At 62.8% G+C, this 23,645-nt stretch carries 21 protein-coding genes; 9 read left to right on the forward strand and 12 right to left on the reverse strand.

The window, feature by feature from the left end:
• Window positions 1-77: 77 nt before the first annotated feature.
• Window positions 78-866, forward strand: coding sequence for a FadR/GntR family transcriptional regulator (locus tag J2Z17_RS21690; protein ID WP_209948209.1), 789 nt, complete (start codon window positions 78-80; stop codon window positions 864-866).
• Window positions 867-973: 107 nt separating this feature from the next.
• Window positions 974-2,626 (forward strand): acyltransferase, encoded by a 1,653-nt coding sequence (locus J2Z17_RS21695; protein WP_209948211.1) that lies wholly within the window; start codon window positions 974-976, stop codon window positions 2,624-2,626.
• Here J2Z17_RS21695 and J2Z17_RS21700 read toward each other — a convergent pair.
• From J2Z17_RS21700 to J2Z17_RS21740, 9 genes are all read right to left on the reverse strand, one after another.
• Window positions 2,533-2,913 carry a helix-turn-helix domain-containing protein gene (locus J2Z17_RS21700; RefSeq protein WP_209948507.1) on the reverse strand — a complete coding sequence of 127 codons (381 nt, stop codon included), beginning with the start codon at window positions 2,911-2,913 and terminating at the stop codon, window positions 2,533-2,535. The genes J2Z17_RS21695 and J2Z17_RS21700 overlap by 94 nt on opposite strands.
• A gap of 106 nt (window positions 2,914-3,019) precedes the next feature.
• Window positions 3,020-3,817 (reverse strand): undecaprenyl-diphosphate phosphatase, encoded by a 798-nt coding sequence (locus tag J2Z17_RS21705; RefSeq protein ID WP_209948213.1) that lies wholly within the window; start codon window positions 3,815-3,817, stop codon window positions 3,020-3,022.
• Between the two features lie 815 nt (window positions 3,818-4,632).
• Window positions 4,633-5,691 (reverse strand): ABC transporter ATP-binding protein, encoded by a 1,059-nt coding sequence (locus J2Z17_RS21710; protein ID WP_209948215.1) that lies wholly within the window; start codon window positions 5,689-5,691, stop codon window positions 4,633-4,635.
• Window positions 5,692-5,703: 12 nt separating this feature from the next.
• A complete protein-coding gene (locus J2Z17_RS21715) occupies window positions 5,704-7,794 on the reverse strand; it encodes an ADP-ribosylglycohydrolase family protein (protein WP_209948217.1) in 2,091 nt (696 codons plus the stop codon).
• 13 nt (window positions 7,795-7,807) lie between these two features.
• A complete protein-coding gene (locus J2Z17_RS21720; RefSeq protein ID WP_209948219.1) occupies window positions 7,808-8,641 on the reverse strand; it encodes a carbohydrate ABC transporter permease in 834 nt (277 codons plus the stop codon).
• Complete coding sequence (locus J2Z17_RS21725; RefSeq protein ID WP_209948221.1) at window positions 8,638-9,483, reverse strand: carbohydrate ABC transporter permease; 846 nt, start codon at window positions 9,481-9,483, stop codon at window positions 8,638-8,640. Before J2Z17_RS21725 ends, J2Z17_RS21720 begins: the two co-directional genes overlap by 4 nt.
• A 108-nt stretch (window positions 9,484-9,591) precedes the next feature.
• Complete coding sequence (locus J2Z17_RS21730) at window positions 9,592-10,896, reverse strand: ABC transporter substrate-binding protein (RefSeq protein WP_209948223.1); 1,305 nt, start codon at window positions 10,894-10,896, stop codon at window positions 9,592-9,594.
• 22 nt (window positions 10,897-10,918) lie between these two features.
• Entirely contained in the window at window positions 10,919-11,959 is a 1,041-nt protein-coding gene (locus tag J2Z17_RS21735) for a LacI family DNA-binding transcriptional regulator (protein WP_342454446.1), read from the reverse strand.
• Window positions 11,960-12,192: 233 nt separating this feature from the next.
• A complete protein-coding gene (locus J2Z17_RS21740) occupies window positions 12,193-13,035 on the reverse strand; it encodes a helix-turn-helix domain-containing protein (RefSeq protein ID WP_209948225.1) in 843 nt (280 codons plus the stop codon).
• A 210-nt stretch (window positions 13,036-13,245) separates the two neighbouring features.
• Here J2Z17_RS21740 and J2Z17_RS21745 point away from each other — a divergent pair, with 210 nt between their 5' ends.
• Window positions 13,246-14,322, forward strand: coding sequence for a fatty acid desaturase (locus J2Z17_RS21745; RefSeq protein ID WP_209948227.1), 1,077 nt, complete (start codon window positions 13,246-13,248; stop codon window positions 14,320-14,322).
• On the opposite strand, the gene J2Z17_RS21750 is transcribed toward J2Z17_RS21745, so the two are convergent.
• On the reverse strand, window positions 14,292-15,128 hold the full coding sequence (locus tag J2Z17_RS21750; RefSeq protein WP_209948229.1) for an AraC family transcriptional regulator: 837 nt from the start codon (window positions 15,126-15,128) through the stop codon (window positions 14,292-14,294). The two genes, J2Z17_RS21745 and J2Z17_RS21750, sit on opposite strands and share 31 nt — an antisense overlap.
• Before the next feature lie 100 nt (window positions 15,129-15,228).
• On the opposite strand from J2Z17_RS21750, the gene J2Z17_RS21755 reads away from it, so the two are divergent.
• Complete coding sequence (locus J2Z17_RS21755; protein ID WP_209948232.1) at window positions 15,229-16,446, forward strand: MFS transporter; 1,218 nt, start codon at window positions 15,229-15,231, stop codon at window positions 16,444-16,446.
• 63 nt (window positions 16,447-16,509) lie between these two features.
• Entirely contained in the window at window positions 16,510-17,157 is a 648-nt protein-coding gene (locus J2Z17_RS21760) for an STM3941 family protein (protein WP_209948234.1), read from the forward strand.
• On the opposite strand, the gene J2Z17_RS21765 is transcribed toward J2Z17_RS21760, so the two are convergent.
• Window positions 17,145-18,410, reverse strand: coding sequence for a DUF3422 family protein (locus J2Z17_RS21765; protein WP_209948236.1), 1,266 nt, complete (start codon window positions 18,408-18,410; stop codon window positions 17,145-17,147). The two genes, J2Z17_RS21760 and J2Z17_RS21765, sit on opposite strands and share 13 nt — an antisense overlap.
• 198 nt (window positions 18,411-18,608) lie before the next feature.
• On the opposite strand from J2Z17_RS21765, the gene J2Z17_RS21770 reads away from it, so the two are divergent.
• Genes J2Z17_RS21770 through J2Z17_RS21785 form a run of 4 tightly spaced genes read left to right on the forward strand, consistent with a single transcriptional unit; the run spans window position 18,609 to window position 22,341 of the window.
• A complete protein-coding gene (locus J2Z17_RS21770; RefSeq protein WP_342454447.1) occupies window positions 18,609-19,439 on the forward strand; it encodes a FadR/GntR family transcriptional regulator in 831 nt (276 codons plus the stop codon).
• A 4-nt stretch (window positions 19,440-19,443) separates the two neighbouring features.
• Window positions 19,444-20,223, forward strand: coding sequence for a (Fe-S)-binding protein (locus tag J2Z17_RS21775; protein WP_209948241.1), 780 nt, complete (start codon window positions 19,444-19,446; stop codon window positions 20,221-20,223).
• A gap of 10 nt (window positions 20,224-20,233) precedes the next feature.
• Window positions 20,234-21,667 (forward strand): LutB/LldF family L-lactate oxidation iron-sulfur protein, encoded by a 1,434-nt coding sequence (locus tag J2Z17_RS21780; RefSeq protein ID WP_209948243.1) that lies wholly within the window; start codon window positions 20,234-20,236, stop codon window positions 21,665-21,667.
• Between the two features lie 2 nt (window positions 21,668-21,669).
• Entirely contained in the window at window positions 21,670-22,341 is a 672-nt protein-coding gene (locus J2Z17_RS21785) for a LutC/YkgG family protein (RefSeq protein ID WP_209948245.1), read from the forward strand.
• A gap of 18 nt (window positions 22,342-22,359) precedes the next feature.
• Here J2Z17_RS21785 and J2Z17_RS21790 read toward each other — a convergent pair whose 3' ends face one another.
• Complete coding sequence (locus J2Z17_RS21790; protein ID WP_209948247.1) at window positions 22,360-23,643, reverse strand: O-antigen ligase family protein; 1,284 nt, start codon at window positions 23,641-23,643, stop codon at window positions 22,360-22,362.
• Between the last annotated feature and the right edge of the window lie 2 nt (window positions 23,644-23,645).

Consider the following 23,645-nt stretch of genomic DNA (forward strand, 5'->3'; position numbering starts at 1 on the left):
GTAGAGCAGGCCTCGGCATTTTGCCGGCAACAGTTGATACAAGTGGCTATTTGTAATACATGTAGCGCCCGCGATTGATGGTAAATCAGGGCGGGGTTGTTTCGGCAAAGGGTGGGGTAGTGGTCACGCAGGTCAAGGACAAGGTGAAAGGTGCCGGCACACTGGTGTCGCATGTCAGTGATGTTCTTCGTCAGGCCATTCTTAACGGTGAATACGCGCCCGGGGACAAGCTGCCAAGCGAGGCACAGCTGACTGAGGCGCACGGCGTCAGCCGCACTGTGGTGCGTGAGGCGATCGCATTCCTGCGCTATGAGGGGCTGGTCGAGGCCAGGCAGGGGGCGGGTGTCTTCGTGATGGAGCCTTCCCGGCTTTCCTTCTCCCCGCGCAACACCAACCGAGCGCGGCTTTCGTCGGACCTCGAGGTGCTGGAAATCCGCACACCGATCGAAATCGAGGCGGCCGGGCTTGCGGCACAGCGCCGCTCTCCAGCGCAAGAAGAGCAAATATACGATCATCATGCGATGTTGTTCGCCTGCATCGAAGCGGGCAATTCGATTCGCGAGGCGGATCTGGCGCTGCACCTTGCGATCGCCGATGCCACCAACAATCCGCTGTTTCGGCAGTATCTGGAAACTCACGGCAATGCCGCGATCCCGCAATCCAAGATCGTCAACGGCAACAAGGCAGAGGCGGAAACAGCCTATCGGCGGCTCATTCACCAGGAGCATGAAAAGATCGTTCTGGCGATTTCCAACGGCGACGAGGAGGCCGCAAGAAATGCCATGCGGGATCACCTGAAGGGAAGCCAGATCCGTCACCGGAGCCTTCTGCGCGAAGAGCATCTTGGCCGCAGCATCGGCCAGTAGCAGGCATCGGCTCCGGCGTGAGTGATCCTCAGGCGGTGCGTTGCAAATAGACCCAATCGGAAAACTCCATCCACGAAACGGTAATTCAAATGCGTGAGGCGATACGGATGACCGGGAATGCTGTCGACGCGGACGATGCTGGCCAAGCCGCGCGGCAGGCCAGGCTGCAGTTCCTCACCTGGGAGCGCGCGCCTGAGGATATCGACAGCGCCGATCAGAGGGCGTTGAAGCAGGCGCTTGCCTTGTCGGCAGGTGCCCGGATCGCCGACAGTGCCTATATCGCATCGGATGCCCGGATCTTTACCTCTTCTATTGTGGTTGGCGAGCGGTCCTGGATTGCCGGACATGCCCTTGTGCGGGGTGATGTTGAATTCGGCGCCAATTGTTCCGTCAATCCCTATGCCTGTATTTCCGGCAAGGTACGGTGCGGCGATGGTGTTCGCATTGCTTCGCTGGTTTCGATCGTAGGCTTCAACCACGGCTTTGACGATCCGAACGTGCCCATCAAAGACCAAGCGCTTCAGATGCTGGGCATCACCATCGGAAATGATGTCTGGATCGGTGCCAATGCGGTGATACTGGATGGGGTGACGATTTCCGATGGCGCCGTCGTCGCGGCGGGTGCCGTCGTTACTGGCGATGTGCCCAAGGCGTCCATCGTCGCCGGGGTACCGGCCAAGGTGATACGCCGGCGCGGCGAAGCGGCCAAATCCCGTCGAGGCCAGGCCGAAAAAGCGCTTCAGAAAATGAGTTCAACCGCGCAAGCCGAATGGCGTGACGTGCTGGCGCAATATGAAACGGCGGAGGGCTATCTGTCCGCAGAAGCCGACGGCGTCGCCCGCATGGCACTTCGACATCAGTGTGACGCCATCGAGATCGCTGCGGGCTTCGGCCATCCGCCGGACGGCGACGAAGCGCGCTTGATGGCCGCGCGGCTGCAGGCCGTGCAGGACCCGGCAAACGGCTTTTTCCCCGACACGTACCGTTTGCCCGATCCTGCCGTGGATATCCGCGAGGATACGCTTGCTCTCTACAATGTGCTTGCAGCCGGATATGCGCTGGAGGTCCTGGGGTACCGACCGCTCCATCCGATTGCCGGTGTCGAACTGGACGCGGATGCGCTCTTTGCCTGGCTGGATGGGTTGCCGTGGGGCACGCGCGCTTGGCGTTCCGGCGACCGTGTCGACGCGATTGCGACAGCCATCTATTTCAACGCGCGCTATTTCCAGAGCGGGCGCGGCAAGGAAATCCTGTTCGGCTGGCTTGCCACCCATGTGGACCGCGCGACAGGGCTATGGGGCAAGCCAACCGCCGGGCAGGGCATGCTGCAGCCGGTCAATTGTTTCTATCGCCTGACCCGGGGTTCCTACGCACAATTCGGCCTCCCGGTCCCGCTGCCCGAAGCCGCGATCAACTCGGTCCTCACCCATTACCGCAGCAATGCCGGATTTGCCGATGCTGCCTACAATGCCTGCAATCTGCTCGACACGATCCATCCTCTTTGGCTTTGCCTGAAGCAGACCGACATGGGGCGCGCCCAGGCCGAGACCATTGCGGAAGATATCATCCTGCGCGCGCCGGACCGTTGGCGGCCGCGCCAGGGCTTTGCCTTCGCCGATGGTCAGGCTCCAAGCCTGCAGGGAACCGAAATGTGGCTCTCGACGCTTCATCTGGCTGCCGACACCCTCGGGCTTTCCGAAGACTTCAGCTTTGTTCCCAAGGGTGTGCATCGAACCAACGCGGTCGGTCTGGGGCTATGAGGTCGCTGTGCAGGTCCATCGACCCGAGCGGGTGCGTTGGGCGCTCTGCTGACTGTAATTGAGCCCGGTGAACTGCGCTCTACCACCTCGAAGAACTCGTGTGCGGCGGTGGTCGGGGCGATGCGCGATCCGTGGCGGGTAGACAGCGCAAAGCCGATCTCCGCTTCCAGATCCTTGATCAGCCGGCTGACGGCAGGCTGGGATATCTCGAGATTTTCGGCGGCAGCCGATATGCTGCCGCTGCGCATGACTTCCCGGAAGGCCTCGACTGGTCGGTGCTTTATCATGGGCGGCAATAGAGCACCGGCGTGGCGAATAAGACATTCGCTTTCATCGCTTTGGACACCGGTATCCGCCCCCGCCCGGGCCACACCCTGACGGAGGACCGGAGCGTCAGGTCACCCAGCCGGCATAGAACATGCCAAACAGCGCTACCCCGAAGACGATGCGGTAGATCGCAAAGACGGTGAAGCGGTGCACCTGGATATAGCCGAGCAGCCATTTGACCGCGATGAAGGCGGTGATGGTGGAGACCACGAAGGCGATGGCAAGCGATGTCAGGTTCTCTTCGCCAAGGGCGCCGGCCTTGAAGGACTTGAGCAACTCGTAGCCGCTGGCCGCATACATGGTCGGGATGCCGACGAGGAAGGAGAACTCGGTGGCGGCGACCCGGCTGCCGGTGCCGAACAGAAGGGCTGCAAAAATGGTGGCCGCCGAACGCGACGTGCCGGGAAAGATCGCCGCGACGATCTGCGCCAGCCCGACGATGATGGCCACCTTCCAGGTGATCTCCATGCGCGGCACGGCGCGAGCGGCAACGCCTTCGGCAAAAAGGATCCAGAAGCCGCCGATGACCAGTGCCCAGGCTACCGGAATGACGCTTTCGGGCAGCTTGAAGCCCAGCTTCGTGATGATGAAACCGAGCACGGCGGTGATGAGAAAGGCAACCGCAAGCTTGGCGGCATATTCCCGGTTTTCCGCATCGCCCAGCCCCGTGGCAAGCGACCATATCCGCTTCCAGTAGATGACGGTGACCGCAAGGATGGCGCCGGCCTGGATGACGATATTATAGGTGTCGGAGCGATGGCCGAGCCATTGCTCGGCGATGATCAGATGCCCGGTGGAGGAAATCGGCAGGAATTCCGTAATCCCTTCAATGATACCGAGAATGATAGTATTCAGATATTCCATACACTGACCTTTCTTCGGACGGATGGCATCCGCCCGCACGGCGCCCCCGGCGCACAACACTCAACTTCCAGCACACACATCAAACCGCCGGCACCCGATTTCGTCGACATGACCGTTACCGCAAAACCTGACGGCATCTTAACGCGTGTCGGAAGGGCAAAGGCAATCCGGTATCGCTTTTAGATCACCCTTAGCGGCTTTTGGATGACGTATACGTCGATTCATCCGCAAACCGCCATAAGCGGCCGGACTTCGCACCGCAACAAAAAGGTCGCCGGCTGTGGATCTGGTCCGGATCTGGCTCGGGATCGAAGGGGCAGTGCACACAGCGTTTGCCAGCTTTCGGCCCCGGAGCACAAAACCACCAAAGCCCTGGTCGCAGCCCGACAGACGTCAGCGTAGCGGCCCATTCAAGCGCCTTCCGCCGCATTGACTGGACGTATTGTTTAAGGATGTCATCGGTCATGATGGCACTGTCAGATAGCGGCAAGTCTTTGATACTCCGCCCGAGAGCGACCAGATCATCATCGATCGGCGTCCAGCCACTCGCATCCCGTCGATAGACCTGGCCATAGTCGCCGCAGACAAAGAGGGTCGAGCCGATCTCGCGGATGCAGGTCACGTTGCCAAGTTTGCGTCCTTCGGTGAGGCCGGCGCCTGGAATCTGATCGTAGGTTTGTCCGGCGCGACTCGCCTCCGAGCAGGGCCACTCATGCCCCCAGTCGAAACAGCCGAGGAGCGATGGTTCTCGGAGATTTCGCCTTGCGGCTGCGGGCTGGTCGGCGTTGTTGCGGACAGGAGCCTCGCGTCCTCATTCATCCCAGCCGCATTCCCGTGGCTGCGTCGAAATAGTGGGTGGCGCCTTTGTTGAGGGTCAGGGATTGCTCTGCTCCGATCGTGAATGCGGGGCGCTGGCGCAGGACGACGGCGACAGGGGTGTCGCCGAGGCGGGCTTCGACGAAGGTCTCCGATCCGGTCGGCTCGATGTTTTCGATCCGGGTCGAGATCGGTCCGTCCGTTGTCAGATGCAGTTCTTCGGGACGCTTGCCGATGACGATGCGCTGCCCTTCCGCAAGCGATGGCGGAGCGCTCAGCCCTGTCGGCTGGCCGCCTTCAAGCTCGATCTGGCCGCCCTTGTTGACGCCGGCAAACAGGTTCATTGCCGGTGAGCCGATGAATTGTGCCACGAAGGTATTGACCGGATTGTCGTAGAGCTCGAGCGGCGTGCCGATCTGTTCGATGCGCCCGGCCTGCATGACGACGATGCGGTCGGCCATGGTCATGGCCTCGATCTGGTCGTGGGTAACATAGACCATGGTGGTGCCGAGGCGGCGGTGCAGCCCCTTGATCTCGCCGCGCATCTGGACGCGCAGCTTGGCATCGAGGTTGGACAGCGGCTCGTCGAACAGGAAGACCTGCGGATTGCGCACGATCGAGCGGCCCATGGCGACGCGCTGGCGCTGGCCGCCGGAGAGCGCCTTGGGCTTGCGTTCGAGCAGCGGTAGGAGACCGAGGATCTCGGCGGCTTCGCGAACCTTCCTTTCCTTCTCCTCTTTCGGCGCTCCGGCGAGGGTCATGGAAAACGCCATGTTCTCCTTGACCGTCATATGCGGGTAGAGCGCATAGTTCTGGAACACCATGGAAATGTCGCGGCTCTTCGGCGGCAGGTCGTTGACGACCTTGTCGCCGATCGAGATCGTGCCGCCGGAAATGTCTTCCAGCCCGGCGATCATCCGCAGCAGTGTCGACTTGCCGCAGCCGGACGGACCGACCAGCACGACGAATTCGCCGTCGCCGATGACGGCGTCGATGCCGTGGATGACCTCGACGCTTCCATATTTCTTGACGACCTTGTCGATTGTCACATTGGCCATGATCGTCCTCCCTTACGCGGCACGAATACGGATGCGCGTCGCCGACAAGGCACCCGCGTGGATGATGAGACCGGCCGCACCGCCCTTGTAGGCGGGGTCGGTGGCTTCAGCGACGGTGTCGCCGACCGCAGCGGAGAGCCTCTCGCCGCTTGCCGAAACCGTCATGGTGAAGGCTGTCTCGAAGGGGATCTCAAGCGGCACGGAGGCCAGCACGTCCTCCTGCTCGTCCCTGCGCCTGACGATCTGCAACTCGCCCTTGCGGGTAAGGCGCGCGGCATAATAGCGGCGCTGTCCTTCCGCCCGGATGACCAGGCCGCCATGATCGCCCAGATGCAGCATCAGGTCGGCCTCGATTGCGTAGTCGGTCCAGTTGCGGGTGCCCTGCAGCAGCAGGCCCTCACCGCGGTTCTGGCTGATGCGGAAGTCCTGCGGGAAGTTCTTCGAGAAGAAATGCACATTGCTGACCCAGGCCCGGCGCCAGAAGTCGCTTGAACCGTCCGGCCGGCGGAAGGTAACGTCAGGGCAACCCTCCCAGGTGAGGCTGTCCAGCAGCACGCGGCCATTGGCCCGGCCGTTGCCGGTCGCAAGCACGATGCCGACGTCGGCGATCGGCTGATAGCCAGTTTCCGGCACGGTCCATTGCAGGTCGACCGTCTTGCCGGGCGCCAGAAGCACGCCGTCCTGCATGTCTATGTCGACGAGCTTGTCGCTTCCATCGTAGTGGCGGATGCGCAGCCTGGCTTCGACCGTCCCCGTCAGATCCGATGCGGCCGTGACGCTGGCGCGCAGGGTCTGCCCGGCATGGAGGCGCGGGCTTGCCATCAGGTCATAGGTGCGCATGCCCGTGACTTCGAGCGGTGTGAAGACCGGTGTCGTGGCGGCAGCCTCCCGTCCCGGCGCGAGCGCCTCGAAATCGATTGCGAGCGCCTTGCCGGTGCCGTGAACCTTCAGGTCGGCCACCGCGATGTCACCGCCTTGCGGTCGGAAGCCCTGGACGGAACCGGGAAGCGAAAAGTGAAATTCTGCGCCATTTTTCGGCGCGGGTTCGGCCGGTTCGCCGGCAAGCTTGCGGCCGAGATTGGCAAGCCAGAGGGACACGTCGACCGCGTCGGTGATCGAGCGCCCCCCATCGGCGGTCGAGATATAGAGGCGGTCGGCCACCGGGCCGCGCCAGTCGGGACCGGCCTCCAGACCCTCGAGACCGAGCATGATGCCGTGCAGGCAGCCGAGATTGCCGGCATTGCAGTCGGTGTCCCAGCCGGAGGTGTTGACGATCATCTGGCCGCGCTGGAAGTCGTGCGGCGCATGCAGCAGCGCCATGATCATCAGCGCGTGGTTCGGCACGACGTGGCAATTGCCCGGATATTTGTCGTAGCCGTAATTGTCCTCGATCTTCTGGCGGGTCGCCTCCCAGTCCTCATTGCCCGAGGTCCACTGGCGTATGTCGGCAATCAGACCGGCGATCAGGCTATCCTTAGGAATGAATGAGAGGCCGGTGTCGAGCAGGTGGTTCACGTCCTGGCTGACAAAGGCTTCCGCCTCCATCGCGGCCCAGAGCACCGCGGCGTGGACGGCTTCGCCGTCATGGCTGACGGAGCCGGCGGCACGCGCGAGCTTTGCGGCCTGGGCCGGATTGCCCGGCGACACCAGCGCCCAGCCGTCGATGAAGATCTGCGCGCCGATCTGTTCGGCGACGGTGGCGCCGTTCGTCTCGATCGAGCCGGACGCGGGCGCCGGAATGCCGCGTTGCAGGTTGAGCCAGGCCGTGTGTTCGGTCGAATTGCCGGCACCGCCCCACCACAGGATCGAACGCTCCTCGATGATGTAGTTGAGCCAGGCCTTGCCGATGTCCTCGGCCGAGAGGTCCGGCGAGATTCCATAGTCGTCGAGGGCGCGGGGGAAGGTGAAGGTGCCGGCCACATCGTCGTCGGTGACGACGAGCGGATCGCCCAGACGATCATGTACATAGTAGGTGATCGGCCCGAGTTTCTCGAGGATCTCCTTGTAGCGCCAGTTCTCGAAGGGGCGGCCAAGATAGACGCCGATCAGCTTGCCGAGAACGCCGGCATAGACGCGGTTGTTGTAGTCTGCGGGGATGGTCATGGAAAACTCCTTGTCAGCCCTTCACCGAGCCGCCGGCCATGCCTTCAATGAAGCGGCGCTGCAGCAGGACGAAGAGGATCACGATGGGCAGGATGATGATGAGGGCGGCGGCCATGATCTCACCCCAGTCGGACGAGTACTGGCCGGACAGCAGGAAGAAGGAGACGACCGCCGTCAGCCGGTCCTGTCCCTGCAGGAAGGTCGTGGCGATCAGGAACTCGTTCCAGGAATAGAGGCCGATGATCAGTGCCACCGTCAGGATGCCGGGTGACACGATCGGCAGGAAGACGCGGGCAAACACCTGCCAATGGGTGGCGCCGTCGATCAGGGCCGCTTCCTCCAGTTCCTTCGGCACCGCCAGGAAATAGGTTCGAAGCAGCATGATGGCGAAGGGGGAATAGACCGCCGTGTAGATGAACGAGACGGCGATCGGATTGTTGATCAGGCCGAAGCGGGCAAAGCCGAAATAGAGCGGAAAGAGAAACAGCTGGATCGGCGCCGTGGTCGAGGCGAGCAGATAGAAGGTGAGGATCTTCCAGGTCTTGATCTTGCGCCGCGCGAGCACGTAGGCCGTCAGCGATCCCGTGGTGCAGACGAGCACGATGGTCATGCCGGTCAGCACCGCGGAATTCAGCAAGGTGCGGCCAAAATTGGCGTCCGACCATGCACGGGTGAAATTGTCCCAGCGCAGTTCGGTCGGCAGGGCCAGCGGGTTCTGGACGATCTCGGCGGAGGCCTTCAGCGAATTCAGCACCATCAGTGCGATCGGAAACAATGTGATGATCAGCAGCACACTGAGGGTGATGTAGACGAGCGTGTTGGTAAGACGGCTTTCCGACATTCTCATTGGTCGAACTCCTTGGCCTGGGAGCGGATGTAGAAGACCGTTGCGACAAGTCCGAACAGGCTGATGACCACCGAGATGGCCGCCGCCTTGCCGACGGCCAGATCGTAGAAGGCCGAGCGATAGGCGAAGGTCGACAGCACCTCCGACGAATAGGCGGGACCGCCCTGGGTCAGGATGTAGACGAAGTCAAAGACCAGGAAGGACCAGATCACCGTCATGATCATCATCAGCGTGATCGTCGGCTTGATCCCCGGCAGCAGGACGTAGCGAATGGTCTGGAAGAAGGTTGCACCCTCGACGCGGGCCGCCTCGATCTGCTCGGAGGGCACCTGACGAAGGGCGGCAAAGAAGATGACGCAGAGAAAGCCCCACCAGTGCCAGAGATCGACGGTGGCGATCCCATAAAGGGCAGTAGAGGTCTGGGTCAGCGGATTGCCGACATCCAGCCCCATGCGTTGCAGCAGCCCGGCAATGCCGGTGACCGGGGAATAGATCATGCCCTGCCAGACGCGTCCGGTAATCGCGGTGGCGATGATCACCGGCAGGAAATAGATCACCTGGAAGAAGCTGGAGCCGCGACGCGCAACCAGCATCATGGTCGCCGCCAGCAGGCCCATGGCGATCGGGATGGTCAGAAAGATCAAGGTCCAGATGACGTTGTTGGTCAGCGCGGTCCAGAACACGCCGTCACCCCAAAGAGCGCGGAAATTGTCGAGCCCGACAAATTCCGGGGTGCTGATCCCATCCCAGTCGTAGAAGGCCAGGGCGACCGTCAACAAGGCTGGAATGGCAATCATGACGACATTGATGATGAGTGTCGGCAGGACGTAAAGTCGATGCATGGGATAGCCTTTCCGGGCATAGGGACCCGACTTTCCGCAGGTTTGTGGCGGAAAGAGAAAGTGGGGCGCACGCCAGGAGGATGCGCACGCCCCGTCAGTTGGCAGGGATCAGCGCGCCGGCACGGCCGGGACCTTCCCTGCCTTCATTTCCTTCTGGAAGGACTCGTCGAGCTTGGCGAGGAAGTCGGCGGTCGTTACCTTCTTCAGCCAGACCTGCTCGATGCCGTTGATCAGGTAATTGTCGGTTGCCGGCGGCAGGAAGGTCCAGGTCGTGTACCCGTAATTGCCGTCATTCACCGAGCCGGAAAGTGTCTTCATCGTGTCGGTGAAGAGTGGCGTGACATTGTCGCCCATCTTGACGCTGGAGATGTCCTTCAGCGGGATGTTCCACTCGCCCTGCCAGGCCGAATTCATCGAGCCGTAGACTTCGGGCGAGAAGATGTAGTTGATCGCCGCTGCCGCGCCGTCGGGGTCATTCGCCTTGGCGGCAATCGAGAAGGTGGAGCCGACGCCGAGTGGGAAGACGGGTTCGCCTTCGGCGCTCGGGAAGCCGACGAAACCGGCCTCAGAACCATCCTTTTCGCCATAGGTCGCGACATTCTGGAACTGCCAGGTGCCGCTCGGCATCATGCCGGCCCGGCCCGATGCCATCATGTCGGCGGCCTGTTCGGAGCTTGTCAGCGAGAAGTAGTTCTGACCGAAATAGCCCTTCTGCCACCAGGAATTCAGGCGGTCGATCGCCTTGACGAAGGGTTCTGCGGTCCACGGCATCTCGCCGCGCAGCGCCTTGTTCATGGCGTCGGGGCCGGCGACGGCATTGAGCGCCAGGGTGACAAACCATTCATTGGCGCCACGCCAATCGGCATTGCCAGCGGCAAACGGTGTCACTCCCTCCTTCAGCATGGCGTCGGCCAGGGTTTCCAGCTCGTCGAGCGTCGTCGGTGCCTTCCAGCCGTTCTTGTCGAACAGCGTCTTGTTGTAGAACAGGCCGACGGTTTCATAGGTCTTCGGCAGGGCGTAAAGCTTGCCGTCATACTCGCCCATCTTCAGGAACACCGGCAGAACCTTGTCCATCCAGCCGTATTTCGCGGCATAGTCGTCGAGCGCCAGCAACTGGCCGTTCTGGGCCATCGGCGCGACATAGCTCGGGCCGGGCGTATAGACGACGTCGGGGCCGTTGCCGGACAGAAGCGCGACGCGCAACTGCTTGTCGAGTTCGTTGCCGCGGTAGTCGACGACCAGATTGTAGTCGCTGTTTGCCTTGTTGAACGGATCGACGATGTTCTGCTGGATCAGCTTCTGCTGGTCGGGCGTTGCCTGTTCGTACCACCAGGTCACGCGATCCTGGGCAAGCGCCATCTGCGCCGATCCGGCGAGCAGCGCCAAGGCGAGCAATTTGCTTTTTCTGGACATTCGGATTTCCTCCCTGTGTTGACTATTCGGTTGCCGGTCGCCGCGCCGGTGGGGCGACGGACGGCCGGACGATCAGTTCGAACTTCATTTCCTCCGCGCGGCCGGCCATGACGTCGTCCTGGGCGAGGCGGGTGAGCAGCAGATTTGCCGCTCGCGCTCCGAGCTGATCCTGGAATTGTGCGACGGTCGTAAGCCCGGGGGTGACAAGGGCAGACGGCAGGATGTCGTCGAAGCCGGCAACCGATATGTCGTCCGGGATCGACAGGCCGTGGGCGACCACGCTCTGCATGACGCCGATCGCCATCAGGTCGTTTGCGGCAATCACGGCCGTGACCGGCGGCCCTTCGTCGAGCAACCGGTCGGTCGCATCGCGTCCGGCATCGAGCGTGAAATGCGCAGCTTCCCGGACGATCGGCTCCGCGCCGAGGCTTGCCATGGCATCCAGATAACCCTGCAACCGAAAACGCTGGGGGCCACCCGGTGCCGCGATCATCGCAATGTCGCGATGACCGAGGTCGAGCAGGTGGTTCGTCAGCGCACGGGCGGCTGCCTCGTTGTCGATGAACAGGTTGTCGATCGGCAGCGGCCCGCCCTGCTTGCGGCTCACTTCGATGCGCACGACCGGTATGCCGGATTTGCCCAATGGGGCGAGCTCGCGGGCGCCGAGATTGAAGAAGACGCCGACGATGCCGTCGAAACGACCCTGCTGTGCGGAGGCGACCACATGCTGTTCGTTGGCAAGCTTGCCCTCGGTGTCGATCGTCATCACCTCGTAGCCGGCCGAGCGGGCGACTTTCTGCAGCGCGACGACCAGAGACGGATAAAAGGGGTTTGCAAGATCGGGCACGACGCAGGCGATGACCCGCGTGCGGCGGGTCCTGAGGGCCTGAGCGAAACGGTTGGGATGATAGCCGAGTTCGGCAATCGCAGCTTCGATGCGCTCGGCCGTTTCGACCGCGACCTTGTCGCGTCCGCCGTTCAGCACCAGCGAGACGGTAGCCTGTGCTACGCCTGCCCGTTCGGCGACCTCCCGCTGCGTTACCCGGCGTCCGACCACAGTCACGAATACCTCAGTTGATACGTATCAACATGCTATTGATACGTATCAACAAGTCAATACGCTTTTTTATGGGGACAGCAGGTTGATGCGTTCGGAGAGCTTTGGAGCGCTCTTATCCCGAGGCAGGGCGGCATGCAGGGCAGAGCGCAATCTGCGGGGCAAATCAGCGGCTTGCCAGCATAGCCTGTGCAAGAGAAAGCAGAGCCGTTGAGCCGCTTTCATTCCGCTTTTGGGTATCAGCCGCTGACCGCCAGCCCGCCGATATAATCCGCGGCCTCGTGCGGGTGGATGCGGGCCGCGCGGATCAGGCGTTCGAAATGCTGCTGCATCTTGCGGATGGCGTCGGCATTGTTGAGCACGAGATACATGCCGCCGACGAAGAGGGCAGCACGGAGCGAGCCGAAGACCGTGTAGGGCACCGAAAACCGCTCGCGCTCGTCGAACAGGAAGATGCGGAAGGAGGGGTAGAGCTCGCGGATCAGCGCGGCCATGTAGTCGAGCTGCTGCGCGCGCACCTCCTTGTCGAGGCCGCTCCAGATGCCTTCACCCCGCGCCACCGCCTGGACGGCCTGGGTCGGCATGCAGACTTCCATATCCGTGCCGGGCTGGCGGTTATAGTCGAGGCGGAAATAGGTGTCGTTGGTCTGCCCGGCGACACTCTGATGGCGGGCGATGGCCTCATAGGCGATCGTCTCCGGCGTGCGCAGAAGATCGGGGATGCTCATCGGAACATAGCGGATCTTGGAGCCGGCAGCCTCCGCATGCCAGCGCATCAGCAGATTGGCGTTGTCGGCGCCATCATTGCGGTCCTCGATCTCGAAGCTCTGGTGCAGTTCGCCCATCAGGCCCTGGTCATGGGAAAGGCCCAGAAGCCAGTCCAGCGACACCGCATGCCCCTCGGCAATGTTGAGCAGGGTTTCGACGCGCGGAAGGCGGGCGGCGCCCTCTGCCAGCAGCTGCGACAGGGCCGAGCGGTCTATGCCGATCTGGCGGGCGAACACCGCCTGGCTCTCGCCACTGCGGTCCAGCAGGATCTGCAGGCGTTCGCGAAACAAATTGGAAAGCAGTCGTTTGTCCACTTTAAGCACCATTTCGTGACAATCATCACCATACTAGGCCGATGCTTCTCAAAATCAACGTTTTGTAACCACTGTCACATTGCTGACAGCTGTCAATTGCTGCCATGCTCGAAGGCACTGGATTCGCAACGTAATCTTGAAATCGAAGACTTCGGAGCAGGCATCGGCGGCGGTGTCGGCATCGCGGTCGCATGGCTTGACGAGGATGACATGGGTGAATTGGCGGCAGGGCATGGTGTTCCGGTAATCACGCAGCATGCCCGGCGAAGCCGGTACAGGGTCGAGTGGCCGACGCTGCTGCTGCTTGTCGGCTGCTACGGCGTCTGGCTGGGCTCCGGCTATTATCTCTATCCGTCGTGGCCGGTGGCGGCGCTGCTGATCATGGGCGTGGCGGTCGCGCTGCACGGGTCGCTTCAGCACGAGGTGCTGCACGGTCATCCGACCCGCAATGCGCTGGTCAACGAAGCGCTCGTCTTCCTCTCGATCGGCCTTTTCTATCCCTATCGCAGCTACAAGCACACCCATCTGCAGCATCATGCGGATGAGCGGCTGACCGACCCCTATGACGACCCGGAAAGCTACTACAAGGCGCTCGCCGACTGGGCGCGGATGCCGCGTCTCATCAAGATGCTGCTCGCCATCAACAACACGCTGGTCGGCCGGGTGACGATCGGTCCGCTGATGATGATCCTCGGCTTCACGCTTGGCGAATGGCGAAAAATCATCCGCGGCGACCGCAAGACGGCGAAGGCATGGGCTCTGCATGCCGCAAGCCTCGTGCCGACACTCGCACTGATTCAGTTCGGCTTCGGCATTCCCGTCTGGCTCTATGCGCTGACCGCGGCCTATCTCGGTGTGGCGCTGCTGTCGATCCGGACCTATTGCGAACACCAGTGGAGCGAAAACGTCGACGGGCGCACGATCATCGTCGAGACATCGATCCTGGCGCCGCTTTTCCTCAACAACAATCTCCACATCGTCCATCACAAGCTGCCGACGGCTGCCTGGTACCGGCTGCCGGGGCTCTACCGCGAGCGGCGCGCGGAATGGCAGGCGATGAACGGCGGCTATGTCTATTCGAGCTACCTGGACATCCTGAAGGCGCATGCGCTGAGGCCCAAGGAGCCGGTGGTGCATCCGCAGTTGCGACGCGAGACGGCAGGGCTTTCGATCAAGGGCCTGCTGGAGGTCCCGGTCGACGCACCCTTGGCTTGGAACACGCAAACTGTGGTGGAGAGCGACGCGGCGATGGTCGCCTACAGCAAGCTTGCCGACGCCGCCGGCTGAGACCGGTCGCGGGCAAGATAGATCCGCGGCGGACTGCCCAGCATACGCTTGAACATGGTGGTGAAGGCCGCGACGCTGTCATAGCCGAGATCGAGGGCCACGGTTGTGACCGGTTCGCCATCGGCCAAGCGCGGCAGGGCGGCAAACAGGCAGGCCTGCTGGCGCCAGGTCGACAGGCTGAGCCCTGTCTCGCGCCGGAAAATCCGGGTGAAGGTTCTCCGGCTCATCGACATCTGATCCGCCCAGCGATCGATCGGCAGCTCGGCCGTCGGTTGCGCGACGAAGCTGCGGCAAAGCGCGGCAAGCCTTGGATCCGACGGAAAGGGCAGCGCCAGCCCGCGCTCCGGCAAGGTCGAGATGACGTCGAGCAAAAGCGGCATGATCAGGGCTGCACGAGCGGGGGTGTTGTCTTCCGGTTCGGGATTGACGGCGGCCACGATCAGCGCTCGCGCCAGGTCGGTCACCCCGACCGTCTTCACCCGCTCCGGCAGACCCGCGACCACCCCGGGTGCCAGATAGAGCGACAGCATGGTGACATCGACCAGCATCTCCACCGAATGCGCTATCCCCGGCGCGATCCACAGGGCGTGACCGGGCGGAAGCATCCAGCGACCTTCCTCCGTTGCGACCACCACGACACCCTTGGCGGCATAGAGCAGCTGCGCGCGGCTATGGGTATGACGCTCCACCCTGTGGCCAGCCGGATAGAAGCGTGGCAACGACTTTATCGGCCCTGCCGCCGCCTCGATCGTGTTGAGGCTGCTCAGATGCAGCTCATGCGAGTCCGCGGGATGAAGAATTGGCATCGATCAAATGGCCCACTTGCGAAAAAACTGGACCGAAACACGAAAGCAGGTCCCGCGCAATCGGTCTATCAAGGTCGTCCCGATAATGGAGCCCTTCACGATGGCCGACACAGCACCCGGCATGCCGATCAAGACCGAAGCAACGGTGTTCAACATCATCATGGCGATCAGTTTCTGCCATCTGCTCAACGACACGATGCAGTCGCTGATCCCGGCGCTTTATCCGATGATCAAGCAGAGCTACGCGCTCGACTTCGCCGAGATCGGTCTGCTCGGACTGGTGTTTCAGGTGACGGCATCGCTGCTGCAGCCGCTCATCGGCATCTATACCGACAAGCGGCCACTGCCCTATTCGCTGGCGGCCGGCATGAGCTCGACACTCATCGGACTGCTGCTGCTGGCCTATGCCCACAGTTATTGGATGCTGCTGGTCGGCGCCGGTGTCGTCGGTCTGGGGTCGGCGATCTTTCATCCGGAATCCTCGCGCGTCGCACGTCTGGCGTCCGGCGGGCGCCATGGCCTTGCACAGTCGCTGTTCCAGGTTGGCGGCAATTTCGGCTCGGCGATCGGCCCGCTGCTGGCCGCCTTCATCGTGTTGCCGAACGGCCAGACAAGCGTGGCCTGGTTCTGCGTCATCGCGCTTGTCGGCATCGCCGTGCTCTGGCGGGTCGGCAACTGGTATGCAGAGAACAGGCGCGCCAATGCCAAGCGCCCGCCGGCGAGCCCGCTCGTCGCATTGCCGCGCGCGGTCGTCATCAAGGCGATCTGCGTGCTGGCTCTGCTGGTGTTTTCCAAATATGTCTACATGGCCAGCATCTCCAGCTACTACACCTTCTACATGATCGAGCGGTTTGCGGTTTCCGTGCAGCAGGCGCAGATCCTGCTGTTCGTCTTCCTCGGCGCAGTGGCGGTCGGAACCGTCGCCGGCGGACCGATCGTCGACTGGTTCGGCACGAAATTTGTCATCTGGTTCTCGATCCTCGGCACCCTGCCGTTCACGCTCGCGCTTCCCTATGTCGGGTTCTATCCAACCGTCGTGCTGACCTTCATTATCGGCGTGATCCTCGCCTCGGCCTTCTCGGCGATCGTCGTCTTCGCCCAGGAACTCGTGCCCGGCCGCGTCGGCATGATTGCCGGCCTGTTCTTCGGCTTCGCCTTCGGCATTGGCGGCATTGCCGCTGCGATTCTCGGCGTGGTGGCCGATCATTACGGCATCGAATTCGTCTACCGCCTCTGCTCCTATTTGCCGCTGATCGGTCTCATGACGGTGTTCTTGCCGGATATCGGCAAGGGCCGTCGCCACCTCGCCCGGACTTGACGGCGCGGGCCGCTCGGGCGAGCCTGTCGCGCTTAAGGTGCTAATGAGGACGAGGGCTCGCCGATGACATCGCTTGCGCATCGCATGCCGCAGCTGGCGGCGCCCCTGCAGGCGCGGGGTTCGCCCGGCAAGCTGACGCTTGCACTGGCCGGATCGCTGGCCTTCACGGCGATCGGCACCGTTCTGGTCGTCCAGGGCTTTGGCCGGTCCGCCGGCTTCGTGCAGATCAGTGTCGGCTCTGTCGGGGTGCTGTTCTTCGGCCTGTGTGCAATCCTGATCGGCTGGAGGCTGTTGAGCGAGCGCGGCGTGCTGGTGACGATCGGGCCGCAGGGGATCCGGGACCTGCGGGTTTCGACCACGACATTTCCCTGGCAGGCGATCCAGAGAGCCTATCCCTGGTCGTTCGGGCGCCAGCAGATGATGATCCTGACGCTGCGGCCGGAGATGGAGGAGGTGCTCGCGCCGCACTATACGCGCATCTATCGCTGGTCGCGTCAGGCAAACCGCAGGCTGGGCATCGACGGGATCTGCGTCACGGCGGCAGGCCTCGACACGGATCTTGCAACCATGGTCGACACGGCCATGCTGTTTGCCCGCGCTGCCCAGTTCGAGGAGCGGGATCCAGCCGGTGGCTCCGTCGCGGTGGGGCAACTGTCATCGCCGGTGATCGACAATGGACAGGCGGAAGATGATGATCGTCAGGCGATATGACGGCGCCGGATCCGTCTTACGATCCACCACACGGTAATCACCACCACCGGCACTGCGGCGCCGGTCGCGACGGCCGGATCGACCGGCAGGAGATCGTGGCTGAGGGCTTTCAGCACATAGCCGACGAGGCCGATGACGTAATAGGAGATGGCGGCGACCGACAGGCCCTCGACTGTCTGCTGCAGGCGCAACTGCATTTCCGCGCGCCGGTTCATTGCCGCCAGAAGGTCGGAATTCTGCCGTTCCAGTTCGACGTCGATCCAGGATCGAACGAGGCCGGTGGCGCGCGACAGCTTGCGGGACAGGTTGGCCTGACGTTCCTCCACCGCCTGGCAGGTGCGCATGGCGGGTGCCAGACGCCGCCCGAGGAAGGACCCGAGCGTTTCGGCGCCCGACACCGGCATTTCTTCCAGCGCCTGTATGCGCTCCGACACGATACCGTCATAGGCGCGCGACGCGCCGAAGCGATAGAGGCTGAAGGCGGCATTGGCCTCCAGTTCCGCGGCAAGCCCGGTAATCTCATAGAGAATGGCATCGGCTTCGTCGCGGGCATTGTCCTTCATTCGCCGCGTTATGTCCGCCAGCCCGTCCTCGATGCGGCGGATATCGGAGGAGAGCTGCTGGGCAAGCGGCAGGCCCAGCATGGCGAGCGTCCGATAGGTTTCGATGTCGAGCAGGCGCTGCGCGAGTGCACCCCGTCGCGCAGCACTCAGGCCGTGGTCGACCAGCAGCATCTGCGTCAATCCGTTGCCGTCCTGGCGGAAGTCGGTGAGAACGGTCGCCTGCCCCTTTTCCACCTCGCTGTGGCAGAGGCTCGCGGGGTCGAAGGCAGACAAGGCATTTCGTGCGTCGTCTCCGTCGCCGCGAATTTCGAGGCGGATCGCCGAGATCAGCGTACCGGGAGGCGAGAAGCCGTCGCCGAACGGGTGCGGAGACACGTCTCCGCCAAAGGCCGGGGGCAGCGGGCCGTCCCAGAAGAAGGTGGAGAATTCCGTGTGCCGCTCCCAGCGCAAGGTACCCTGTCCCCAGGCGAGAGCATGATACCGCGCATTCTGTTCCGGCGGCGCGATGCCGCGGGCGCGCGACAGATCCGAGATCACGGCATGATGGACGATCGAGCCACCCTCCATCATGAAGGCAAGCTGGAAGATCAGGCGATCTGGCCCCAGCAGGGCATAGGGTCTTGCATGGATTTCGCCGAGGGCTGCGGCCCGCTCTGGCGCCACGGGATAAGCAAACTGGCTGTTCGACACCGTCTCCCTCTCTTTTCGCCGGTCGACTTTAGCAGAGGACAATGCGGGTGGACAGCAAGGCGAATGTCGCGGTTTTCGACCGCGGTGCCGGTCCCCGCATGGGGGTAGGGAGCATGCCGCCAATGCATGACGGTCGACTGGATAAATTATTTGACCAATTCTTCACCTGTCGATAGATCTTGGAGGAGGAGATCGATCGTGGACGAGGCAAGCCTGTTTTCCGGCATCAGCCATGGACGCACCGCCGACGAGGTGGTGCGGCAGATCGAAGGCATGATCCTCGACGGCGTGCTGCGCGACGGGGATCGGTTGCCCGGTGAACGCGATCTGGCAGAGTCCTTCGACGTGTCCCGGCCGATCCTGCGGGAGGCGCTGAAACTTCTGGAAGCACGCGGCCTGGTGCGCAGCCAGCATGGTGGCGGCACCTTCGTTGCCGATATTGTCGGCCAGGTGTTTTCAGAGCCGCTGACGGCACTGATATCAAGGCATCCCAGAGCGACCCGCGACTATCTCGACTATCGCCGCGAGCTGGAGGGCATGACGGCGGAACTGGCAGCACTGCGGGCGACGGAGGCCGACAAGGCGCTTCTTGCCAGGATCATCACGGACATGCGCCAGGCCCACGCGGAAAGCCGCGCCGAGGACGAGATGCGCGCCGATGTCGAGTTTCACAATGCGATCGGCGAAGCGGCGCACAACATCATCCTGCTCCACACGCTGCGCGCCTGTTACCGGCTGCTCAGCGAGGGGATCGTGCTGAACCGGCAGGCGGTATTCGACAACGGGTTGTCGGGCGCCGCACTGCTTGCCCAGCACGAGGCAATCTTCGATGCCATCGTCGCCGGGGATGCGGCTGCCGCCAAGCAGGCAGCGCAGGACCATATCGATTTTGTCCGCCGCGCCGTCGACGAGGCCGAGCAGGCGGGAGAACGCGGGCGGGTCGCCCGCCTCAGGCTGCTACAGCGCGACGCCCAGGCGGCGGCCGTCGGCCGCACCGGCAAACGCGAACTTGAACCCAAGGGGCAGTGAAGGCATGACGACAGCGCAAACCATGACGAAGCCGAAGGTCGGGCTGTTCGCCACCTGTCTGGTCGATCTCTTTCGCCCGACGGTCGGCTTTGCCGCCGCGCAGCTGATCGAGGATGCCGGGTGCGAGGTGCATGTGCCGATGGCGCAGACCTGTTGCGGCCAGCCGGCCTATAATTCCGGCGACCGCAAGGACAGCCGCGATCTCGCCGTCCAGGTGATTGAGCTGTTCGAGGCATTCGATTATGTCGTGGCGCCGTCCGGCTCCTGTGCGGCCATGCTGAAGAAGCATTATCCGGAGCTTTTCAAGGGGGACGCCCAATGGGAGGAGCGCTGTCGGCGCTTTTCCGACAAGGTTCACGAACTCGTCTCGTTCCTGACCGATGTGATGTTCGTGCCGGGCGTGTCGGCCAAGCTGGCCGGGACCGTCACCTATCACGACAGCTGCTCGGGCCTGCGCGAACTCGGGGTTCAGACCCAGCCGCGCAAGCTGTTGGCCTCGGTCGAGGGACTGGAGGTCAGGGAGATGGACGGCAGTGATGTCTGCTGCGGCTTCGGCGGCACCTTCTGCGTCAAATATGCCGATATCTCCAACGCCATCGTGTCGAAGAAGACCAAGGCGATCGTCGAGACCGGTGCCGACATGATGCTTGCGGGTGACATGGGCTGTCTGATGAACATGGCCGGCAAGCTGAAGCGCGAGGGATCGGCAATCGAAGTGCGCCATGTGGCCGAGGTGCTGGCCGGGATGACCGCCAAGGCACCGATCGCAGGCTCGGGCAAGTGAGGAGGCGGAGATGGAACTGACGACCGACCGGTTCAAGGACAATGCCTTCGGCGCGCTTGGCGATGCGCAGTTGCAGCGGGCGCTGAAGAATGTCGAAACCGGCTTCATCGCCAAGCGGGCGATCGCCGCCGCCGCCCTTCCCGAATTCGAGGACATCCGCGATCGCGGTAAGGCGATCAAGGATCATACGCTCGACAATCTCGACCTCTATCTGGAAGCCTATGAGGAGAAGGTGACGGCCGCGGGCGGCCATGTCCACTGGGCCGAGACCGCCGAAGACGCGCGCAACATCATCCTCGACATCTGCAAGCGGGTTGGCGCCAGGACCGTCACCAAGGGCAAGTCGATGATCACAGAGGAGATCAATCTCAACGAATTCCTCGAAGGCGAGGGCGTTCAGCCGATCGAGACGGATCTCGGCGAATACATCATCCAGCTGCGCGGTGAGCATCCCAGCCATATCATCGCGCCGGCCGTTCACCTCAACCGGGATCAGGTCGAGGCGGATTTCCGCCGCGTCCACACCCATCTCGACGTCGCGCGTGACCTGACGGAGCCCGAAACGCTGCTGTCGGAAGCCCGCGGCGTGCTGCGCCAGCGCTATTTCGAGGCGGATGTCGGGATCACCGGGGCGAATTTCCTGATTGCCGAGACCGGCTCCTCGGTCATTGTTACCAATGAAGGCAATGGCGATCTGACCCAGTCGCTCGGCAAGGTGCATGTCGTCGTCGCCTCGCTGGAAAAGATCGTCCCGACGCTGGAAGACTGCGCCCAGATCCTCAGGCTTCTGGCGCGTTCGGCGACCGGGCAGGATATGTCGGTCTACACCACATTTTCCACCGGGCCGAAACGGGCCGACGATCCGGATGGACCCGACGAATACCATGTCGTGCTGCTCGACAACGGCCGCTCATCGATGCTCGGCACCGAGTTCCAGGAAATGCTCCGCTGCATCCGTTGCGGCGCTTGCATCAACCATTGTCCCGTCTATCACGCCGTCGGTGGCCATGCCTATGGCTCGGTTTATCCGGGGCCCATGGGGGCCGTCCTAACGCCGGCCCTGTTCGGCATCGAGAATTCGGCCGAACTGCCCAATGCCTCGACCTTTTGCGGCCGCTGCGAAGCGGTCTGTCCGATGCGCATTCCCTTGCCGAAGATGATGCGGCACTGGCGCGAGAAGGAATTCGAGCGGCATCTGTCGCCGGCCACCGTGCGCTACGGTCTCGGCGTCTGGGCGTTCTTTGCGAAGCGGCCTGCGCTCTACCAGGCTGCCACGCGTCTCGCGATGCGCGCGCTTTCACTGATCGGCGGTAGAAGCCATAGGCTCCGGCATTTGCCGCTTGCCGGCGGCTGGACCAAATATCGCGATCTGCCGGCACCGGAGGGACAGACATTCCTGGCCCAGTGGGAAGCTGCCAAAGCCGGGCGGAGGAAGGTGGCATGACGATGAGCGGCAAGACAGCCATTCTCGGCAAGATTCGCGGTTCGCTCGGTGCCGACCGCGATGACGAGACGCGCCGCCGGACCGTTGCCGAGCGTATTGCCTCCCCGCCGGTCGGCATCATTCCGGCCCGTGGACAGCTGCCGTTGGAAGACAGGATCGCATTGTTCCGCGCCATGGCGGAGAAATACAATGCCACGACCGACAGGATCGATACCCTCGATCGCCTGCCGGCTGCAGTCGGCGAATTCCTGCGCGCCCATAACCTGCCGGCGGTCTTGCGCATGGGGGCGGATCCTCGCCTGGCCGAGGCCCCATGGTCGTCCGAAAACACGCTTGAGATCCGCCACGGCGCGTCCGACGGCCTTGATCTCGTCGGCATCAGCCATGCCTTCGGTGGCATTGCCGAGACCGGCACGCTGGCGCTGCTGTCCGGGGCGGACAATCCGGTGACGATCAGCTTCCTGCCCGAGCAGCATATCGTGGTCGTGGCGGCTGACGCGATCGGTGGCGATCTGGAAACGGTCTTCGCGAGGCTGCGGGCCGCGAACGGCAAGGCGACCATGCCGCGGACGCTGAACTTCATTACCGGGCCCTCGCGCTCGGCCGATATCGAGCAGAAACTGCTCTTGGGCGCCCATGGCCCCAAGGCGCTGCATATCATCGTCGTCGGTTAGGTCACGAAGCGCCTTTTCCTATTTCGGCTGGGGAAGCCTGTAGCGTTCGCCGACTTCGGCGAACTCCTCGATGGCCTCTCGATGGGCGGCCCGCGGCTCTGCAAGCGTCAGCCGTCCTGCTGCGTAATAGAGCAGGAAGGACCCGACCTGATAGGCGAACAGGATGTCGATCTCGACGAAGGAGCGCACCAGAAGCAGCATGCTGATGCTGACAAGCAGCAAGGCGCTTTCGCTTCTGTCCAGCATCAGGAAACGGTGGAGATGGCCGAAAAGCGATACCAGCAGGACCATGGTCAGCAGGGTGGTGCCGACGAGGCCGGTTTCGACGGTGGTCTCGATATAGGTGTTGTGGAAGTGGAAGCCGGTCCGCGAGGCAATGTAGAATTCCTGCCATAGCCGTTCCGCATCGGCAAAGCCGTGCACCCAATAGCCCTGATAGCCGACCCCGAACCAGGGGGCCGCGTGCGCGGCGATGATGCCCTGCTGCCATAGATAGGTGCGGCCGGTGAGCGTGGTGTCCTTGCCGAAGGCACCGAGAACGGCATCGACGGCCCCGGACTGCAGGGCCGCTATGGCGGTGCCGATGGCCAGGATGATGCCGATCGCGAAGATCGCCCGGCGCTGACGCGGTGAGACCCAGAGGCTGAGCTGCAAAACGGCGCACACACAGATGACCGCAAGGGTCGTAATCACCGAGGTTGCCGATTTCGATGCAAACAGAGCGTAGCCGGATATCAGCGCCGAGCCCAGACTTGCCAGGAACCAGAAGCCCCGGGCGCGGAATACGGTGATGAGGGCATAGCAGAAGAGGACACCGAGCGAGGCATAGAAGCCGAGCTGGTTCTTCGAATCGAAGGCGCCGACAAAGCTGTAGCTGCTATCGAGCACATCGTAGCTGTAGCTGCCGAAGGCCAGCGAATAGAGCAGCACGACGGCGCAGCCGACCACGCTGCCGCGCACCAGGGTCACCGGTGCGATGACGCGCATGGCAATCAGCGCGCAGACCACATGGGTCAGATACTGGGTGGCGGCGCGAAGCGAGGTGGAGGGTGCCTGCGACCAGAATGCGGAGAGGAAGCAGAGAATGGCGAAGGCAAAGATCCAGGTGAAGTGGAAATAGTTTCCGAGCACCCGACGATAGTCGACCACCACCAGCGGCAGCCAGACGCCGTAAAAGGCCAGAATCGAAATCTGCCCGAACCGGGTCGAGTAGGCGAACACGAAAAGCGACAGCACCATGGCCATGATGCCGTAGAGATCGTTGGTCTCTGGCTCTACCAGCAGGCTCTTTGCAATCCTCATGC

The sequence above is a fragment of the Heterorhizobium halophytocola genome, from assembly GCF_017873095.1.
Classification (GTDB): domain Bacteria; phylum Pseudomonadota; class Alphaproteobacteria; order Rhizobiales; family Rhizobiaceae; genus Allorhizobium; species Allorhizobium halophytocola.

Coding starts and splice junctions, on each gene's coding strand:
- J2Z17_RS21710 (WP_209948215.1), bottom strand. CDS start 5,691: ATGGCCAATGTGACAATCGACAAGGTCGTCAAGAAATATGGAAGCGTC.
- J2Z17_RS21725 (WP_209948221.1), bottom strand. CDS start 9,483: ATGCATCGACTTTACGTCCTGCCGACACTCATCATCAATGTCGTCATG.
- J2Z17_RS21750 (WP_209948229.1), bottom strand. CDS start 15,128: ATGCCAATTCTTCATCCCGCGGACTCGCATGAGCTGCATCTGAGCAGC.
- J2Z17_RS21780 (WP_209948243.1), top strand. CDS start 20,234: ATGGAACTGACGACCGACCGGTTCAAGGACAATGCCTTCGGCGCGCTT.
- J2Z17_RS21790 (WP_209948247.1), bottom strand. CDS start 23,643: ATGAGGATTGCAAAGAGCCTGCTGGTAGAGCCAGAGACCAACGATCTC.
- J2Z17_RS21720 (WP_209948219.1), bottom strand. CDS start 8,641: ATGAGAATGTCGGAAAGCCGTCTTACCAACACGCTCGTCTACATCACC.
- J2Z17_RS21785 (WP_209948245.1), top strand. CDS start 21,670: ATGAGCGGCAAGACAGCCATTCTCGGCAAGATTCGCGGTTCGCTCGGT.
- J2Z17_RS21775 (WP_209948241.1), top strand. CDS start 19,444: ATGACGACAGCGCAAACCATGACGAAGCCGAAGGTCGGGCTGTTCGCC.
- J2Z17_RS21705 (WP_209948213.1), bottom strand. CDS start 3,817: ATGGAATATCTGAATACTATCATTCTCGGTATCATTGAAGGGATTACG.
- J2Z17_RS21745 (WP_209948227.1), top strand. CDS start 13,246: ATGGGTGAATTGGCGGCAGGGCATGGTGTTCCGGTAATCACGCAGCAT.
- J2Z17_RS21760 (WP_209948234.1), top strand. CDS start 16,510: ATGACATCGCTTGCGCATCGCATGCCGCAGCTGGCGGCGCCCCTGCAG.
- J2Z17_RS21755 (WP_209948232.1), top strand. CDS start 15,229: ATGGCCGACACAGCACCCGGCATGCCGATCAAGACCGAAGCAACGGTG.
- J2Z17_RS21700 (WP_209948507.1), bottom strand. CDS start 2,913: ATGATAAAGCACCGACCAGTCGAGGCCTTCCGGGAAGTCATGCGCAGC.
- J2Z17_RS21695 (WP_209948211.1), top strand. CDS start 974: ATGACCGGGAATGCTGTCGACGCGGACGATGCTGGCCAAGCCGCGCGG.
- J2Z17_RS21730 (WP_209948223.1), bottom strand. CDS start 10,896: ATGTCCAGAAAAAGCAAATTGCTCGCCTTGGCGCTGCTCGCCGGATCG.
- J2Z17_RS21715 (WP_209948217.1), bottom strand. CDS start 7,794: ATGACCATCCCCGCAGACTACAACAACCGCGTCTATGCCGGCGTTCTC.
- J2Z17_RS21690 (WP_209948209.1), top strand. CDS start 78: ATGGTAAATCAGGGCGGGGTTGTTTCGGCAAAGGGTGGGGTAGTGGTC.